17 protein-coding genes are annotated in these 18293 nt (G+C 35.2%); 9 read left to right on the top strand and 8 right to left on the bottom strand.

Going from position 1 to position 18293, the window contains the following annotated elements:
* Positions 1-225: 225 nt before the first annotated feature.
* From msrA to ACQY44_RS06350, 4 genes are all read right to left on the bottom strand, one after another.
* Positions 226-720 (bottom strand): peptide-methionine (S)-S-oxide reductase MsrA, encoded by a 495-nt coding sequence (gene msrA, locus ACQY44_RS06365; protein WP_428229560.1) that lies wholly within the window; start codon positions 718-720, stop codon positions 226-228.
* 213 nt (positions 721-933) lie between these two features.
* Positions 934-1407 (bottom strand): response regulator, encoded by a 474-nt coding sequence (locus ACQY44_RS06360; RefSeq protein ID WP_428229559.1) that lies wholly within the window; start codon positions 1405-1407, stop codon positions 934-936.
* A 2-nt stretch (positions 1408-1409) separates the two neighbouring features.
* Positions 1410-2603, bottom strand: coding sequence for a sensor histidine kinase (locus ACQY44_RS06355; protein WP_428229558.1), 1194 nt, complete (start codon positions 2601-2603; stop codon positions 1410-1412).
* Positions 2604-2639: 36 nt separating this feature from the next.
* Positions 2640-2939 (bottom strand): hypothetical protein, encoded by a 300-nt coding sequence (locus ACQY44_RS06350; protein WP_428229557.1) that lies wholly within the window; start codon positions 2937-2939, stop codon positions 2640-2642.
* Positions 2940-3505: 566 nt separating this feature from the next.
* On the opposite strand from ACQY44_RS06350, the gene ACQY44_RS06345 reads away from it, so the two are divergent.
* The 4 genes from ACQY44_RS06345 to ACQY44_RS06330 all read left to right on the top strand — a co-directional run bounded on the left by ACQY44_RS06345 (position 3506) and on the right by ACQY44_RS06330 (position 8003).
* Positions 3506-4900: an aldehyde dehydrogenase family protein gene (locus ACQY44_RS06345; protein WP_428229556.1), complete on the top strand. Its 1395-nt coding sequence runs from the start codon at positions 3506-3508 to the stop codon at positions 4898-4900.
* Positions 4901-4954: 54 nt separating this feature from the next.
* A complete protein-coding gene (locus ACQY44_RS06340; RefSeq protein WP_428229555.1) occupies positions 4955-6364 on the top strand; it encodes an MFS transporter in 1410 nt (469 codons plus the stop codon).
* Positions 6365-6493: 129 nt separating this feature from the next.
* Positions 6494-7060 carry a contractile injection system tape measure protein gene (locus ACQY44_RS06335; protein WP_428229554.1) on the top strand — a complete coding sequence of 189 codons (567 nt, stop codon included), beginning with the start codon at positions 6494-6496 and terminating at the stop codon, positions 7058-7060.
* Between the two features lie 22 nt (positions 7061-7082).
* On the top strand, positions 7083-8003 hold the full coding sequence (locus ACQY44_RS06330; protein WP_428229553.1) for a phytanoyl-CoA dioxygenase family protein: 921 nt from the start codon (positions 7083-7085) through the stop codon (positions 8001-8003).
* A 372-nt stretch (positions 8004-8375) separates the two neighbouring features.
* Here the strand turns inward: ACQY44_RS06330 and ACQY44_RS06325 are convergent, their stop codons facing one another.
* On the bottom strand, positions 8376-9443 hold the full coding sequence (locus ACQY44_RS06325; RefSeq protein ID WP_428229552.1) for a serine hydrolase domain-containing protein: 1068 nt from the start codon (positions 9441-9443) through the stop codon (positions 8376-8378).
* Positions 9444-9567: 124 nt separating this feature from the next.
* The gene (locus ACQY44_RS06320) at positions 9568-10764 is read right to left on the bottom strand and encodes an MFS transporter (RefSeq protein ID WP_428229551.1); all 1197 of its coding nucleotides are present in this window, start codon (positions 10762-10764) and stop codon (positions 9568-9570) included.
* 488 nt (positions 10765-11252) lie between these two features.
* Here ACQY44_RS06320 and ACQY44_RS06315 point away from each other — a divergent pair, with 488 nt between their 5' ends.
* The 5 genes from ACQY44_RS06315 (at position 11253) to mug (ending at position 16035) form a co-directional block, all read left to right on the top strand.
* Positions 11253-11990 (top strand): hypothetical protein, encoded by a 738-nt coding sequence (locus ACQY44_RS06315; protein ID WP_428229550.1) that lies wholly within the window; start codon positions 11253-11255, stop codon positions 11988-11990.
* Between the two features lie 441 nt (positions 11991-12431).
* Complete coding sequence (locus ACQY44_RS06310; protein ID WP_428229549.1) at positions 12432-13973, top strand: hypothetical protein; 1542 nt, start codon at positions 12432-12434, stop codon at positions 13971-13973.
* 253 nt (positions 13974-14226) lie between these two features.
* Entirely contained in the window at positions 14227-14775 is a 549-nt protein-coding gene (locus ACQY44_RS06305) for a GNAT family N-acetyltransferase (RefSeq protein ID WP_428229548.1), read from the top strand.
* A gap of 86 nt (positions 14776-14861) precedes the next feature.
* Positions 14862-15467 carry a DNA-3-methyladenine glycosylase gene (locus ACQY44_RS06300; protein WP_428229547.1) on the top strand — a complete coding sequence of 202 codons (606 nt, stop codon included), beginning with the start codon at positions 14862-14864 and terminating at the stop codon, positions 15465-15467.
* 61 nt (positions 15468-15528) lie between these two features.
* Positions 15529-16035 carry a G/U mismatch-specific DNA glycosylase gene (gene mug / locus ACQY44_RS06295; protein ID WP_428229546.1) on the top strand — a complete coding sequence of 169 codons (507 nt, stop codon included), beginning with the start codon at positions 15529-15531 and terminating at the stop codon, positions 16033-16035.
* Between the two features lie 34 nt (positions 16036-16069).
* Here the strand turns inward: mug and ACQY44_RS06290 are convergent, their stop codons facing one another.
* Both ACQY44_RS06290 and ACQY44_RS06285 read right to left on the bottom strand, forming a co-directional pair.
* A complete protein-coding gene (locus tag ACQY44_RS06290; RefSeq protein ID WP_428229545.1) occupies positions 16070-17188 on the bottom strand; it encodes an ABC transporter permease in 1119 nt (372 codons plus the stop codon).
* The gene (locus ACQY44_RS06285; protein ID WP_428229544.1) at positions 17185-18291 is read right to left on the bottom strand and encodes an ABC transporter permease; all 1107 of its coding nucleotides are present in this window, start codon (positions 18289-18291) and stop codon (positions 17185-17187) included. The genes ACQY44_RS06290 and ACQY44_RS06285 overlap by 4 nt, the downstream gene beginning before the upstream one ends.
* Positions 18292-18293 lie beyond the last annotated feature (2 nt).

Genomic DNA, 18293 nt, shown 5'->3' with positions numbered 1-18293 from the left:
ACATTCATATTGCAATCATTAAACACTGGATATCAGTATTTTGATATAAAAAAAGAATATTTACCACTATTGACATCCTTATCAAAATGATACGATCTTATCATTTTGAGATCACTTTATACCCTATTTAAGCTGAAAAAGTGTAAACGTTAAAATGAAAAAAACTCCAAAATCAAATGACTTTGAAGGTTTGTACTTTTGATGCTTTACGGTGGATTCCTGGACTTACAAAAAAGAAGTGCCAAATCGCTCAAAATGGCACGTATATCCATTAGGGTTCTTGACCAGATAATCCTGATGATAGTTCTCAGCGACCCAAAATTTTGTAAAGGGTTCCAATGTAGTAACCACTTTTCCCGGCCATTTACCTGAGTCATCCACGATTTTAATTACTTCATCTGCAATTTGTTTCTCTTCGTCATTCTGAATAAATATTGCTGATCTGTAACTCGATCCTTTGTCATTACCCTGCCTGTCTACAGTTGTTGGGTCATGCATCCTGAAAAAATAATCTAATAACTCTTTAAAAGAAGTTTCATTAGCATCATACGTAATTTCTATTCCTTCAGCATGTCCCGGATGATTCTGATAAGTGGGATGGTCATTATCACCACCAATATAGCCAACTTCAGTATCCTTTACACCCGGACGTACACGAAACAAATCTTCCATGCCCCAAAAACATCCTCCGGCTATATATGCTTTCTTTAAATTCTCCATAATTCTTATTTTAAAATTATTTTTGGACTGGATCAGCCTTCTTATTCATTTACTTTTTAATCTATTAGTACTTCAAAATGTCCGAATAAAACCCAAGGTTTAAACCTACTATTTCATTAATTGTCTATCAAAGATAAAGGATTGTACTTGATTTTATGTTAATAAAAATACATTAAAAACACCTGATAGAAGCACCTGATACATCAAAACAACTTAACGTTTTGAGTTATTTTCGATACAGGCAAAAATATGTTCAGAACCACTCGCTTGCAAATTAAGTATAGCATCTCTTAAATTATTTCCAAGATTTGATGTAATAGAATGTAGTATCTGTTTTAAATCATTAAAATTATTCGGTTTGACAAAATAACAAATGGCGTCCAGATTAGAAGCTGTATCCATATCTTTTTTGTGTGAAGATGTTGAAATCATAATTACCGGTATGTCCTGATATTGCTGATTTGTTTTTAATTGTTTCAGGCAATCCCAGCCATTCATAACGGGCATATTCAGGTCCAGAAAAATAAGCTCCGGTTTCTCCTCCAGCGTTTGGAGTATCTCGAGTGCCATCATGCCATTATCGGCACATTTGCATATAATGTTTTGATTTATATCTGTTAATGCTTCACAAAACATTTCTGTATCGTCTATATCATCATCCGCCAATAAAATTACTTTTTTCTCCATATTTATATACCTGTTTCTTTCTGTTGTAAAGGAAGGGTTATGATAAATGTTGTTCCTTCACCCGGAATACCTTTTGCCATAATACTGCCGCCATGACGCTCTACTATTTTTTTGCAAAGCGATAAACCTAAGCCAGTTCCTTCGTATTTATCTTTAGGATTCAGACGGGTAAAGGTTTCAAATATTCTTCCGGCATAATCAGGGTCAAAACCTATTCCGTTATCCGTTACCATGATTTGTATAAAATCAGTATCATTTTCTTTTATTTCTGATGCGATACTGATCTGGGGCGGTACATTGGCTTTAGCAAATTTAATGGAGTTGTTGATGAGATTATAAAAAAGCTGGTAGAGTAATACCGGAGCGCCTTCGAGCTGAGGTAAATCCTTATACAAAATTTTTCCGTCTGTTTTTTGCAAAGCGACTTCCAAATCCGTTTCAATATTTTTGATCACTTCATTTAGATTCACCAGTTCCGGTTTCTGCATGCCTTCATTGATTGTCGAATAGGCCAAAACGCCATCAATCATGGTAAACATACGATCTGTAGCAACATGAATCCTTTCAATAAAACGTATTGAGGATTCGTCCAGTTTTCCTTTGAGCTGTTCTTCAAGCCTGTTGATAAACGTTTTTATTTTACGTACGGGCTCTTTTAGATCATGAGACGCTACGTGAGCAAATTGCTGTAAATCTTCATTGGAGCGCTGCAATTCTTTTGTACGTTCTACTACAAGTCTTTCAAGCTTTTCCTCCGTCTGTTTTGACTCCGTAATATCGCGTGTTATTCCGGCAATAGCTTCTACTTCGCCATTTTCGTTAAAAACAGGAGCAAGAATATAGTCGTAGACACGGCTGCCCAGTTCAGCATGAGGAAACGAAACAGTCCCTCTGATTGTTTTTTTCTTCGCCACTATCTCATCAATTTCCTGCTCATGCATTCGTGCATGCCATTCCTCGTAACCGTTTTCCCGTAACCCAAAACCAATAGCGTCTTCTGCTGTTTTACCCCACATGCTAAGCAGGGCCTGATTGGCGAAAGTAAAATGGTAGCCCAGATCAAATACATAGACCAGGTCGGGTGTATTGTTTGCAATAGAATCATAAAGTCTTTTTTGCTTCTCTACGGCATCTAATGCTTTTTTTAGGGTAATTTCGGACTGTTTGCTTTCAGTAATATCTTCGGTTGTTACCACTAATAAGTCACCTTGCTTTACGGCATTAAAACGGAACTAGCTTTTCATTCCCTCGCCATCATACCATCTTTCAAACTTAGCCGTGACACCTGTTTCAGCTACCTCTATAAATTTTTCCAGAATACCGGTTTCTTTTACCATAGGAAAGATTTCACTGTACCGCTTCCCTTTATAATCAACATTGCCAATCGCATTAATGGCGAAAGTATTGAAAAGTAGTATTGAAAAATCTTCTACTCTTTTACTGTCATTATAGACAAATTGCATCACAGCAATACCACTCGAGGAAGAGTCAAAAACGCTTTGAAAGAGGTCCTTATTTTCTGTTAGCTCCATTGTTGCATTTAGTGTCTGATTTTTTGCACATCATTTATCTTTTTAAAAGAAGTTTATGAGTGTTATTGTGTTCTTTTTCTGTTATCTAAAAAATTAAAGGCAAATCAATTTCCGTCATAATGTGACAGAACCAGTTGCAGAATTTCTAATGATAAAAACAGCCCGAATTCCTTTATTTAATGAAGATTTTAGCGAATAAGCGATGTTTTATTATGCTAATATAAAACTAATTTTATTATGAAAATAAATTTATTTGCGAAGTGTTTCTATAGAAGATTATTAAATAAAAATCGTCAAATTGATTTTGAGCTTATAATGAAAATCAAATCAATTGGTATGAATCTAATGTTGCTGCAAGAAAGAGTTCGGGACATTGCACTTATAAAATTAAAACGGTTTAAGATTTTTAATTGTGTAAGCCGTTATGAAGATTAATTTAATTAACTTTAAAATAAAAACAATTATAAAAGTTGTACTAAAGGCCTTATTTTTTATTGCGACTGCATCATTATCCGGTTAAGGAAATGAAAATTGTTTTTAAACTCACTTATTAAAAAAAAGACATTATGAAAATAACAGCAAAAATAATATCACCCTACGATCAAAGTTTTATTAAAGAATTGCCGATGATAAATAAAGATGATATCGACACAATACTTGATAAAGCGTACCACTTATTTATAGATCAGTCTAATTGGATTCCGCCTTATAAAAGAATTGAAATACTGGAAAAAACAGCTTCGATAATGAAGGATAAGATTGAGGAATTGTTACTGTTAGCGATAAGCGAAGGCGGAAAACCGTATCAGGATTCAAAAGCTGAAGTACTGAGAGCGATCAAAAGTGTGAAATTAGCCGCAGAACACATCTCTCAGATAAAAGGTGAACAAATACCTATGGGACTTACCGAAGCTTCTTTAAACCGAATGGCTTTTACTACAAAAGAACCTATTGGAATTGTAGCCGCTGTTAGTGCTTTTAATCATCCCTTAAATTTAGCCGTTCATCAAATCGTTACTGCAATTGCTGCAGGTTGTCCGGTCGTTTTTAAACCCGCTTCGGCCACACCATTATCAAGTTTAGCTCTTGCTGACATTTTAAAAGAAGCGGGATTACCTTCCGGATGGTTACAGGTCATATTGTGTGACAATGAAGTAGCAGAATTGTTGGTAACAGACCCGAGAGTTAATTTCTTGTCTTTCATTGGCTCGGCAAAAGTGGGATGGTATTTAAAAAGCAAACTATCGCCCGGTACCAGATGCGCCCTGGAACATGGCGGAGCGGCACCGGTGATTGTAGAAAGTGATGCCGATTTTAAAGAAATGATTCCTGATTTGGTCAAAGGAGGCTTTTATCATGCAGGACAAGTTTGTGTTTCGGTTCAGCGAATTTATGTCAATGAAACTATCTCTGAACACTTTATTAAGGAGTTTACAGCAGCAACCAAAAAATTAATTACAGGAAATCCGTTAGATCCAAAAACAGATGTAGGGCCGCTGATCACTACAAAAGAAGTTGACCGTGTAGAAGAATGGGTCAATGAAGCCATCAAAAAAGGAGCGACGGTACTCACCGGCGGAAAAAGAATTTCAGATACGTTTTTTCAACCTACCGTTTTATTGAACCCAACAGATGATTCAAAAGTGTCTAACAGCGAAATCTTTGGCCCTGTTGTATGCCTTTATTCTTTTACAGACCGTGATAAAGCGATAAAAAAGGCCAATGCACTTGATGTTCATTTTCAGGCTGCTGTTTTTACAAAAAATATAGACATAGCTTTGGATGCCGTTAAAAAATTAAATGCTACTGCTGTAATGGTTAATGACCACACGGCATTTAGAGTAGACTGGATGCCCTTTGGAGGAAGGGATTCTTCAGGTATTGGAATGGGTGGAATTTCCTATTCAATCAATGAAATGACCAGAGAAAAATTAATTGTTTTTAAAAGCAAATCTTTATAATTTATTGACCGGACAAAGGAATAAAGAAAAAAATTTCAAGCCAAAAGAAAAAATATGAATGCAAACAGTGCTGAACAAAACAATGAAACAACCAAAAAAATATTACCACTCATTTTGGCGACTTCCATTTTTATGCAAATGCTCGATTCGACCATTCTTAATACATCGATAACTTCTATTGCCAAAGATTTACACGAGTCGCCGCTGGATATGCAGAATGCCATTATTAGTTATGTACTGACTCTGGCACTCTTTATGCCTGTAAGCGGTTTTTTATCAGACAAATTTGGTACTAAAAAAGTATTTATTTTTGCCCTGTTACTCTTTAGCATCGGATCTTTACTGTGCTCTCTTTCACAAAACCTAACACATTTGGTATTTTCACGTGTTATTCAGGGTATCGGAGGAAGTTTAATGACTCCGGTAGGAAAGCTGGCACTTATTAGAACATTTCCTAAAAAAGAATTACTAAAAGCCCTGAACTTTGCTATTATCCCCGCACTGATTGGCCCGGTACTGGGTCCTCTTGTGGGGGGATATATGGTGGATTATTTGTCCTGGCACTGGATTTTTCTTATCAACATTCCTTTTGGTCTTATTGGCATTCTCTTAAGTCTGAAATACATGCCGGATTACAAGTCTCCCGTAATCGATTTTGACTTAAAGGGTTTCCTTATCTTTGCAGCAGCTTCACTCCTATTGTCTGTTTCTTTAGAGTTATTCGGCAACACAGTTCGTGTAACACCGGTTTTATTGATTTTAATGTCAGGCCTTTTGATGTTGTACTGGTACTATCGCCATGCTATTACAGACAATAATCCTCTATTTCCGTTGAATTTATTTCAGGTAAGAACCTTTCGCGTAGGCATCGTGGGCAATTTAGCAACACGATTGGGCTTTAGTTCGATCCCTTTATTATTGCCCATGATGATTCAGATCGCCTACGGCCAGTCTGCGGTTACTTCCGGATGGATTGTTGCGCCAATGGCCCTCACGGCAATTTTTGGAAAATCAGCAGTAATTAAAATTTTAAATACCTACGGGTATCGAAAAACTTTAATGGTCAATACTTTCATTATTGGTGCCCTGATTTGCTGTTTGGCCATTCCTTCCATTCATACTTCCATTTATTGGTACATTCCTATTATTTCGGTCCTGGGGTTCTTTAACTCCATACAATTTACTTCTATGAACTCTATATCTATCGCTGATCTAAGAGTTTATCATACCAGCAGTGGCAACTCTCTGGTTTCTGTCAACCAACAGCTGGCTATCGGTTTTGGTATCGCTTTCGGGTTATTAGTGCTGAAGATTTTTCAGGGGGATGTAAAACTCATTCACAACGAAATTCATAATGCTTTTCGCTATACCTTTTTGGTTGTAGGTTTCCTGACCATTTTATCCGGGCTGGTTTTCAGGAGACTGCATTTCAAAGACGGGGATAATTTAAAATCAGGCAATTAATAAAGTAACATTGCTTTGAGCTACAGTAAGAAAAAAGTAAAGGATCAGGTATAAATACCTATACGTTATTAATAAAAAATCTTTAAATTTATATTGCTTTTGCAAGAACTAACCTAATCATCTGGTGCCATGGAATTGCCTTCTAAAAATGATATCATCAAAACACTAAAAAACCGTGAAACTCCGGTTATAAACGGAATTTCAGTTAAAAATGCCGGAGTCGTACTTTTAAATAATTATATAGAATTACTTTTTGAACGGCTTAATCTGGTGAAAGAAAAAAATTTCACCAGTATAGAGAATCAAATAAAAGCGGTACAATATTTAGAATATGTGATCACCGGATCACGCCAAACGGAAGAAAGTTACTTATCTCTCCCTAAACTAATCTGCGGTATACCTCTTACCAATAGTGTTGCCGGTGAAATAGAAATTTCAGAAGAAAATAAAGAACTTATAGAGGGATTGATTACAGCTATAACTGAGCGTTGGTATGCCATTGGCAGCTGCACTGTGGATGGTTTTAGAGGCAACTGGCTCGTTCGCAATGGCTTGCTTTTAGAATTAGAAGACAAATGGGAACTTACTGTTGAAAAGAGGGCTTATGATCTCCTGATACACAAATCTCCTTTTTCTTTTTCTATTATAAAATATCCCTGGATGAGTAAACCACTACATGTTAACTGGTCGTTCTAACCCCCTAAAACTTCGAAAAAATATGCCCTGGACTATTCTTGAAAAAATATGGGAACGCGCTGTACATCCCGCTAATCTTTCTCCTGCAGCTGATACTCAAAACTGGGACAAAGAAATTAAAACCTTATATCAGTTAGGCATTAGTATGGAAGACACGCTTCAGTATTTGTATTTTGAAAAACCTGATCTTGAATCTTTTAAAATCTGGATCAATACGAAGCAAAAAAGCGAAAATACCATAGCAGAAGATTTTACAGATACAGTACTTTCCGAACAAGATCTTGAGTTTTGGAATAAAAATGGTTATGTCATTATAAAAAATGCTGTTTCAAAAGAAGATTGTAAAGATACTCAGGAAGCTATTTGGGATTTCTTAAAAATGAATCCCAACAAAAAAGAAACCTGGTATAAAAGACATGAGAATCAAAAAGGATTAATGCTTAATTTTTCAGATCATGAAACCTTAAATCGAAACAGATTTTCTCCCAGAATAAAGAAGGCATACGAACAACTTTACAACACCACCAAAATATACAAAACCATTGACAAAGTAAGTTTTAATCCTCCTGAAACTGATGATTTTATTTTTTTAGGAAGTGCACTCCATTGGGACACCAGTTTAAAACAGCCTATACCCTTTGGTCTTCAGGGTTTACTTTATCTTACGGATTGTGGTACTAATGATGGTGCTTTTCATTGTGTTCCCGAATTTCAGAACAAAATAAATCACTGGCTCAACAACTTAACACCTGATGAAAATCCCAGAGAAATTGCCCTAAAAACCCTGAAACCGGAACCCATAGTGGGTAATGCTGGCGATTTTATCATCTGGAATAACACACTACCGCATTGTGCAACGCCAAACAAGGGTACAAATCCAAGAATGGTGCAATACCTCACCTATCTGCCGGATGATTATCAGGCTGCTGAAGAATGGCTGTAATTTTTACCTGCAAAATACAGATTTCATTAAAAAACAAAAACACTTAAAAAACAAATAAACTGCCTGTCGTAAAAACGGGGTTATTATCAGGAAGAAGGTTTGCCAATACAAAAAATAAAAGTAGGCGATGTCATTACTATTTTGCATGGTATCAAACACTGGCATGGTGCCACACCTAATGCAAGGTTTTATACACTACGCTGTAAATATCAATACTGAAAAAGGTGTTGTTGAGTGGCTGGAACCTGTTACGGATGAACAATACAGCAGCTTTTAGTGAAATTATGATTTAAACTCTTTACGCATTAATTAAAAGTAATCATCAAAAGCATAAAAGCCCAATTTTTAAAAATTGGGCTTTTCTATGGTATTTTATTTTTTAAAATTTGGTAAAATATACTTCGCCATAATTTCAAAAGCTTGTTTCCCTTTATAAGATCCGTAATTACCCTGAGTAAACACAACAGTTAAGTTTAAATCTTCGATTATAAAAATAAACTGTCCGCCATTTCCTGATGCAAAGAGTACATTTTCCTGTAGATCCTTCGTTTTTATAGTCTCACGATACCAATAATAACCATAGTAAGCAGGTTGTGGATCGCCTGCTTTACTTCTACTGGATTTCATATTAGAAAAATCAGGAATCGCAATATCACAGATCGTAGATTCTGCAATCCATTTCTTCGAAACAATCTGTTGATGTCCCCAAACTCCCTTATCTTTTACAAGTTGTCCCAGCTTAATCATATCTACAGGCAAAATGTAAAATGATCCTCCCGTCATACCATTTCCACTTGGGTCTAGAGTCCATTTATAAGATGAAATGCCAAGAGGTTCAAACAAATATTTTTTTGCAAAATCCATAATAGACATATGAGTAGCTTTACTTATCACTCCGCTTAAAATCATTGGATCTACCGAAGTATAAGACCATATTTCACCCGGTTTGTCCTTCATTGGAAGATTCAGTGCATAGTCTACCCAATTTTTACTTGCGCTCATCTCCTCCTCACAATCTTTTGTATCGTTAAATTCCTCACAATCAAAACCGGATTTCATTTCCAGCAGATTTTTTATTGTGAGAAGCTTTTTGAATTTATCGGTTTTCAGGGAAGGATTTTCAGGAAAAAAAGTATACACTTTCTGGTTTACATCTTTAATAAATCCCTTATCGATTGCTATTCCAACCAGCAAACTTGTTATCGACTTAAAAGAAGAGCGGGAATCGTGGAGAGAATCTCGTTTGTAGCCGTTAAAATATTCTTCATATACCAATTGATTATTTTTTGAGATCAATACACTATGAATTCCGGTGTAATGCTTACCGGAAATAGAATCTGTCATTTGATGTAAAAGGGGATCCTGAGCTTTATGCTGAATTTGTGCGGAGATACCAAAAATGTTCAACAATAATAAAACACAGGCGAAATTATTTTTCATATTTAATATAGTTTTTTAACTAAAAACAACATTAAGTCATAAATTCATGCTCTTTAATTACTTTTAGTCTTAAAATAACGCTTTGTATCTGAAAAAATTGCTCTGAATACTTATCTCCTATTTTTTACGACGCTAAATCAATTTTATTTTTCGCCTTGTGCAATCGCATCCCGACATATCCCAAGGCTAAGAAAACCATTGCTGCACTGGCATACATCAAAAGTGGAATTTTAGCAATCACATCCTGATAGAACCATCCGGCAACAAGCGCACCAAGGCCAATTCCTGCCTCAAGGGCAATGTACATCGTTGCCATAGCTTTACCACGATGATCAGGAAAACTCATATCGACTGTCCAGGCATTTAAAGCCGGTGAAACGATTCCGGTCGAAACTCCGTAAATTGCAGCCCCTAATAAAAGTCCGCTTATTGAAGTCGAAAAACCAACGATTAACAACGATATAATCAAAAAGAACAGTCCGATTGCGATGAGGTACAAGCGACCGTATTTGTCAGACGCTTTTCCAGCGCCAAAACGAATCATCACCGAGGTAATCGTAAAGACCATAAAAAACAAACCTTTGTTGGCTATACCTAAATGTTGGCTCCAATCTGGTATTAATGTTAGGATTACACCATAAGCCATATACGAAAGAAAAGTCACTATAGCTGCCGGCAAAACTTCTATCGCAATAATATCTTTTCTTGAAATCTTCAGAATTCGCAGACTAAAACTCTGTTTGTGTTTTAAAGTCTCTTTCATATTCATCAAAATGACGATAGACATAAGCGCAAACACAGAAGAAGCATAGAAAAGCATGTTCATAGAAGAATACAATTTAATTGTACTTCCAATCGCGGGTCCAAGAGCCATTCCTATAGAAAAACAGAGTCCGTGCAGCCCCAAAGCTTCACCCCAACGTTCCCTTGGCACAATATCAGCAACATACGCCGCCGTTGCCGTAGGTTTGAATCCTGTAGAAAATCCGTGAATCAGTCTCAGGAATAAAAATCCGGAAACCGTTCCTAAAACCGGATAAAGAATACCGCAGACAAAACAAACAATAGAACCCACTGCCATCACGGGAACCCGTCCTAAAGTATCCGTCAGCCGACCACTAAAAGGTCTTGAAATCCCGGCTGTTAATGTAAAAAGCGCTACAATCAATCCTTTATACTCTGCTCCTCCCATTTTACTTAAATATTCCGGAAGTTCCGGAATCAGCATATTAAAACTGGCAGAAAAGAGCAATGAACTTAAACAAACTAATCCAAACTGTAGATTATAAATGGGATGAATGGCTTTTACGGGGGAAATCATGAGAAATTTTTAGAAATGCAAAGATAGCGAAAACAATAATTTCAAACTAACGGATAAAGATAAACTCCGGAAGCTAAAAAGACCAAGGTTTTGAAAAAGTAAAATGCAGAGGGGTTTTATTTTTTAAATTAAAAAAAAAACGCAATCAAGTCCTCTTTCATTACATTGAGAACTTTTTTTTAACCCTTTTCAAATTATTTAACAAATTTGATTTTAAAAAAAACACTTGTGTTTTAGCATTCCTATCCGTTGACCAGTAGAAGTTATAAACAGCTTTAAATAAATATTTTAAGACGCTTTATACTTCTTCAGATTCTTTAAAAATTGAACTTCTGGCAACTTAAAAGGAACATTTTTTTAAATTTTGTCTTTTTTTATACCCTTTTAAAAAGTTTAAAATCATTATATTTACTTTTTTGGTGATCAGATTACGTTTTACAAACCATGAATTTATGTAGCGTTAAGCCAATTAATTATAAGCAGTCAAGATGGAAGAATCTACCATATCAGTAGCATCATTACCTTTGGGTGATCGTACAATACCGAATACTCAACTAATGAAGGCCGATTTATTACCCGATCCGGAATCCAGATTAGATTCTATGGAAATGAAAGAAAAACCTCTAATGGATCCCACTATTCCATTTAGAGATCTAACGGATACTGCCAGCAAAAAAGAAAGCATAGCCCGACTCATCAATAAACTGGATGTTGAAACTAATATCAGGTACCAAAGAACAGTCGAAGATACTTATTGCAATGTGTATTCTTATGATTATTGCTATTTCTCTAAAGTATATCTTCCAACAGTTTGGTGGACAGATGAATCGTTAAAAAAAATAGCGCAAGGCCAGGAAGTAGAAGCCATTTTTGAACAAACTGTTGACCGTATTTACTCCAGTGCCATACACGATTGGTTGCCACAATGGGGACCTGCTTTTGGCTGGGAAGAAATAGCTACTGTTGATGATCTTCAAAACAAAGTAAATGCCAATGGCGGAATTGGAATAATTTGTGCCAAAAGAAAAGAAAAAGGCCTTTCCGGTCATATTGTGCCGGTTGTGCCGGAAACGGATGTGAATAAAGCCTACCGCGAAAATGGTATCGTAGTATATCCGCTACAATCACAAGCTGGAAAATTGAATTACAATTACTTTTCAGAAGTAAGGAAAGATTGGTGGAATGATGAGTTATATTCCTCCTACGTGCTTTATTACCATGAATAAATAAAAACAATTGCCTTAATTGTTTAAACCCTTAAAATATTTATTGATTATCAGTGTATTATACACTTGGAAATAACAAAATAAATAACTACTTTTGCAACTTGGAAAAAACAAGAATGGCAAAAATTGTAATGGCGCTATTCTCTTGCTTAAATTATTGATATAAAAGGAATTAATAACAATAGTAATTTTATAACCTCATTATAAAATCTTACTTTTTTATCAGTCTCCCAGTCGGTACAAGTGCATAATTTCTAACTAAAATATAAATTCCTTCAATTCTAAAAGAATAATAAACTTTTTTAATGGATGAAACAATTCTGTTTAATCTGTTATTAGATTCTTTGCCTTTGATTGTTAGCAGATTATATCCGTATTTCCGAATAAAAAACAACATCTTAAAAAAATTTAAATTAACCATAAAAAAGAAAATTAGTATAAATGAAAGACAATCAGACAAAAAAATATTATTGGGGAATAGGATTAGAAAACGAAACCTACTTGCAATTTGAAGAATCCCTAATAGTCTCTGGTGAATTTATACAAGAAAAAATTGGTTTTGAGAAATACAGCATTGATTATAGAAAATGTTATAAACCGGAAAGCTTATCCCCTATTTTGAAAAAAGCTTTTGGTTTAAATGAAAACTATACCGTTAGCAGAATGATGAACAGTCATTCGCTGGAAAAACTGGATATCAACTATCAGCACAAGACATTATCACCGGTAAAACCATTAGTGGATACCGAAAATGGTGAGGTGATTGCACAACCACTTGAAAACCCTGAATATCTGGGAAAATCGATCATGGAACTTTTCCTTGAGGATCAACCGTACAATATCCAGAGTATGATTACCCAGAGAAATAAAACGATGGGGTCTGTGCATTTTGATGGAGATTCTATCGAATTTGTAACTAAATATTTTGAAAACAGAACAATTGGCGAATCCTGCAAAGAGCTAAAAGCCACTAAAAAACTATTCCTTGATAAAATTAATGAATCGTCTGTCTTAAACGGGAAATTAAATTTTCCTGATTACAACAACGGTCTTAATATGTTCATGACCAATCAGGAAAATCTGGTTTTGTTCAACAACGGAACCTACCATTTTCATATTACTTTACCATCATTAACAGAAGACAGCAGAATTGTAGATTATAATGACTTTGAAAAAACACATGCCAACGCCATCTATTTATTGCAATGGTTTGAGCCCTTTTTTATAGCAACTCTGGGAAGTCCTGACATTATGGGCGTGATAAGTGACACTTATAGTTTAGACAAAAAATTTACTTTAGGCTCAATGAGAAATGCCATGTCCCGCTACATTGGCGTGGGAACTTATAACAAGGCAATGCCAAAAGGTAAAATTCTAACCTATAATGTAGATGATTTTAGAAAATTATTAAAATTTGAAAAAGAGGAAAATATTTGGTGGCGCGATCAGATTGAAGCAGACATGGAATATGAAATGCTATCTGAAGTAGGACTTGATTTTAATCAGGAAAAAATGTACCAAAGTGGTTTTGAATTCAGAAGTTTTGATGAGTTTCCGGCAGAATACTTAAATGATGTCCTTTTTGCTATTATTCTGATTTGTGAGCATTCTCTAAACTTACCTGATGTGCAATGGGGACATGACAGTGCAGCCTGGAATAATTTGGTTTTTAAAACTTTAAAAATGGGTTATTTGGCTGAAATCAATGAAGCTGAAAAGAAGGAAGTACTCGATTTATTACAGATATTACATCCATCAGATACCCATTACGATACACTAAAATCTGAATTTGAAGCTATCGTAATGCTGGATCAGTTTTTCTTTAAAATACTTACGGTTTTGCATGATAAATATAAAGACGATAATGTTTGTCTGGATGCTATGTACGGCCAAAAAACAAGTTCTCCGCCACAATGGGACAACTTTAATAAATACCAGACAGAAAGACATTTAAAACAAATAGGCGCTTTCTGCGAGAATTAAAAAAGTAACAAAAGATTCATAAAAAAGGACGGTTTTTAAAACCGTCCTTTTTTTATCCCAATACTGAAAAAGAAAATACCTTAGCTAAAAAGCTGCTTCTCTCTTGCATATCATTTTTCAGGCAAAACTGACCGTTATCTTCATTACCCTATATCATATTGTACCTTAAAAAAAAAGAAGTATAGTAAAGTTTGCTATTTATTTTTTAAATTTAATGATTCAGAAAAACAGATCAATAAAAAAAAATTGAAGAATGATATTGGATTTTAAAAAATTCCCATTACTCACAACTGAAAGATTACTATTGCGAAATATTGAAAATACTGACGCTGAATTAATTCACAAACTACATTCTGATGAAATAGTTAATGCATTTGTTGGCAGGGATAATGCATCTACTCTAAAAAAAGCAGCAGAATACATCATTAAAATACAAAATTTAGTAGCTAAAAATGAATGCATTTATTGGATTATTCAGCTAAAGGAAAGCGATAACTTAATTGGTTCTGTTTGCTTGTGGAATTTCGACCCTGAAAATGAAATTGTTGAAATTGGTTATGAAATGCTGGCCGAATTTCAAGGTAAAGGAATAATGAGCGAAGCCATTAAAAAAGTGGTATCCTATACATTTGAAGAAATGAACGCAAAAATCATTACGGCATTTCCATCTTCAAACAATAGCAATTCTGTAGCACTTCTAAAAAAACTGAATTTTGAATTCGAAAACAAAAAGTATAATAATACTCACGAAAAAATTAAAAATCTGGTAACTTATACTTTAAGAAATGGTAAAAATAACTAACGAACATCGTTGCATTCTACTACAAGCAGTTTATATCTGCTAATCAATTCGCCTTAAAACTATTATTAAAGTAAAAAACAATCGATTTGAAGCTACCTTTTTCTTATTATCTCAATCAAAATGTAATTTTCCTTGCTAAAGATCTTTTGGGAAAAATGCTCTTTACTGAAATTAACGGAGCAATAACAGCCGGAATAATTGTAGAAACTGAAGCGTATTTTGGTGTTCAGGATAAAGCCTCTCATGCTTACGGCGGACGACACACGGACAGAACCAAAACTTTATACCGTCAGGGCGGCATCTCTTATGTTTATTTATGCTACGGCATTCACAATCTCTTCAATGTTGTCAGTTCTGTTGATGGCGAGCCTCATGCCGTACTGATTAGGGCTATAGAACCTTTAATTGGCAAAGACATCATGGAGCTAAGACGTAAGATGCCTGCTACTAAGGCTGCAATTTCATCCGGACCCGGTTCTGCAGCTAAAGCCCTGGGAATTGACCGGTCTTTTAATGAAAAAGATTTAACCGGAGAAGAAATCTGGATTGAGGATCACGGTATTCGATACAATCCGGATGAAATTATAGCAACAGCCCGTATTGGTGTTGCCTATGCCCAGGAAGACGCACTTTTGCCGTGGCGTTTTTTTATTAAAGACAATAAATATGTAAGCAAACCGAACAAAGTTTAAACCGCATTAATTCAGCTCCCATTACAATCTTATTTCAGAATCAAATCACTTCTTTTCATCAATGACACAAATGTTAACCGATATTATTACCAAAAACCTCAATGTGCTCTTTTGCGGAATTAATCCCGGTCTAAAATCAGCATCAGACGGTCATCATTTTTCCGGAAGAAGCAACCGTTTCTGGAAGGTTTTGCATCAATCGGGTTTTACACCCCAACAAATTAATCCTGAAAACGACACCGCTATTCTTGATCTGGGATACGGGTTAACGACTGCGGTAGCAAGGCCAACAACTCGTGCAGATGAACTTTCAAAAGAAGAGTTTAAAGATGCAATTGAAATTTTCAAAAACAAAATAAAGGAATTTCAGCCTCAATATATTGCGTTCCTGGGTAAAGCAGCATACAAAGCTTTTTCAGGCAAAAAACAAATTTTATGGGGATTGCAATCTGACGATTTTTGTGGGGCTAAAGTTTGGATTTTACCAAATCCTAGCGGTTTAAATCGTGGTTTTACTATTGATGATCTTGTTACTCATTATACTGAATTGTATCAGGAAATTCATTAAATCAGATAAAATTTGTAAACATTAGTTTTTCTTTTTATGCCGTTTTTCTATAATTAAGGACAGCAGCTGTATTAAGGACAATCGCAAATCCTATTATAGTCAGAATGTGGAGACGGATATCTTTAAAACCGCTTCCTTTTATAATAACCATTCTCATGACATCAATAAAATAACTTATCGGGTTGAACTTCGAAACTGTTTTGGCCCAATCCGGCATACTGTCTATTGGCGTAAACAAACCTCCCATTAAAACAAATATCATAACAAAAAAGAACATAATGAGCATCGATTGTTGTTGTGTATCGCAAATAGTTGAAACTAGCAGACCGAAACCTAAAATGGCTAATAAATAAACCGCTATAAAAGCATACAATACCAATATATTTCCCAGCGGAACTATGCCGTAAAAGATCCAGCCCACCAGTAATCCCAATGTAAAAACCACATTACCAAGAATCCAGAATGGAATTAGTTTTCCTAAAATAAAATGGTACTTTTTAACCGGAGAAACATTAATTTGCTCAATAGTGCCAACTTCTTTTTCTTTTACAATATTTAATGATGAAAGAAAACCACCCACAATGGTAACTAGAATTGCCAATATTCCCGGAACCATAAACAACCTGTAATTCAAATGTTGATTGTACCAATTTGATGATGCAATTTCAATCACCGGAATGGCATTAAAACTACCGGGTACATTTAATTTTTTTCGTATACCATTATTATATTCACTTATAATGTTGCTTATATATCCTGCGCCCAAACCTGCTTTTGTGCCGTTAAAAGCATTTACACCAATAAAAAGCTGTTGTTTGTTCTCCCGAATAAGATCCTGCTCAAACCCACGCGGAATTTCTAAAACTAAATCGGCATTATCGTCTTCAATTTGAGTTAAAGCTTGTTTATAAGAATCGTTGTAACTGCGCAATTTAAAATAACCGGATGCCACAACCTGATTGATTAAGTCTCTTGAATAATCTGAACGATCATTATCTACTACAGCCAGATTAATGTTCTTAATTTCAAAATTAGCAGCCAGCGGTAAAATAATAAGCTGAATAACAGGCATCACCATAATAACAGCCAAAATAGCGCGGTTACGGAATATCTGTTTGAATTCTTTTATCAGTAAAAATTTTATAATTCTCATGCCAGACGTATTTTAAAGCTTCTAAGGCTTATTATCAATAAGAAAACGGTTATACCTAACAGAATTAAAGTTTCTTTCCAGATGTACGAAAATCCCAATCCTTTTATCATAATTCCTTTTACAATGATATAATACCATTTAGAAGGCACAATATTCGAAAACCATTGCAATGGCAGCGGCATATTCTCTATAGGAAATAAAAAACCGCTAAAAAGCAATGTAGGCAAAAGCATTCCTAATAACGAAATCAGCATCGCCGTTTGCATGGAATCAGTTTTAACAGAGATAAATATCCCCAAAGTAAGACAAGTTATAATGAATAAAGTGCTCTCGGCAAAAAGCAATACTAAACTTCCGGCAATAGGAAGATCTAATACAAAAACACTTAGCAATAAGATCGTAACGACATTGACCATCGAAAGCAAAAGATAAGGAACCGCTTTAGATATGATGACCATTATGGGTTTGAATGGCGAAACCAAAAGAATTTCCATAGTTCCCATTTCTTTTTCTTTTACAATTGAAATCGCCGTCATCATAACACAAACCAACATCAGGATCAATGCCATAACACCGGGAACAAAGTTAGGTGCTCCTTTTAGTTGTGGGTTATACAACATCTTTACTTCAGGTTTGATCTGATAAGGCGTTGGATTGGTTTGGTTTAATTGTGCCTGATAATCATTGATAATCGACGAAACATAATTAGTCAGTGTAGTTGCCGTATTGGGGTCTGAGGCATCAGCAATAACCTGAATCTGAGCTTTGTTCTGGTGCAGCAATTGATTGTTAAAGCCTTCAGGGAATACAATTGCCATTTTTATTTCTCCTGTCCTGAAGGCTGCTTCGATTGCTGCACTTCCGGCCAGGCTTTTTGTAATTTCAAAATACCGGCTGGCATCAATTTTAGTAATTATTTTTTGTGAAGCAATATCCTTAGCATAATCTACTACAACTATTTTGGAGTTTTTCACCTCATTTGTCAAAGCAAAACCAAAAATAAGAATCTGCACTATGGGCATTCCAAAGAGAATCAATAATGTTTTCCTGTCACGCAAAACGTGGAGAAATTCCTTTTTTACGAATGTTAGAAACTGTTTCATAT

Origin of the sequence: Flavobacterium sp., from assembly GCF_965277525.1 — a bacterium.
Lineage (GTDB): Bacteria > Bacteroidota > Bacteroidia > Flavobacteriales > Flavobacteriaceae > Flavobacterium.
The sequence above is the reverse complement of the archived record's forward strand: the minus strand, read 5'-3'. Positions and strand labels throughout refer to the sequence as shown.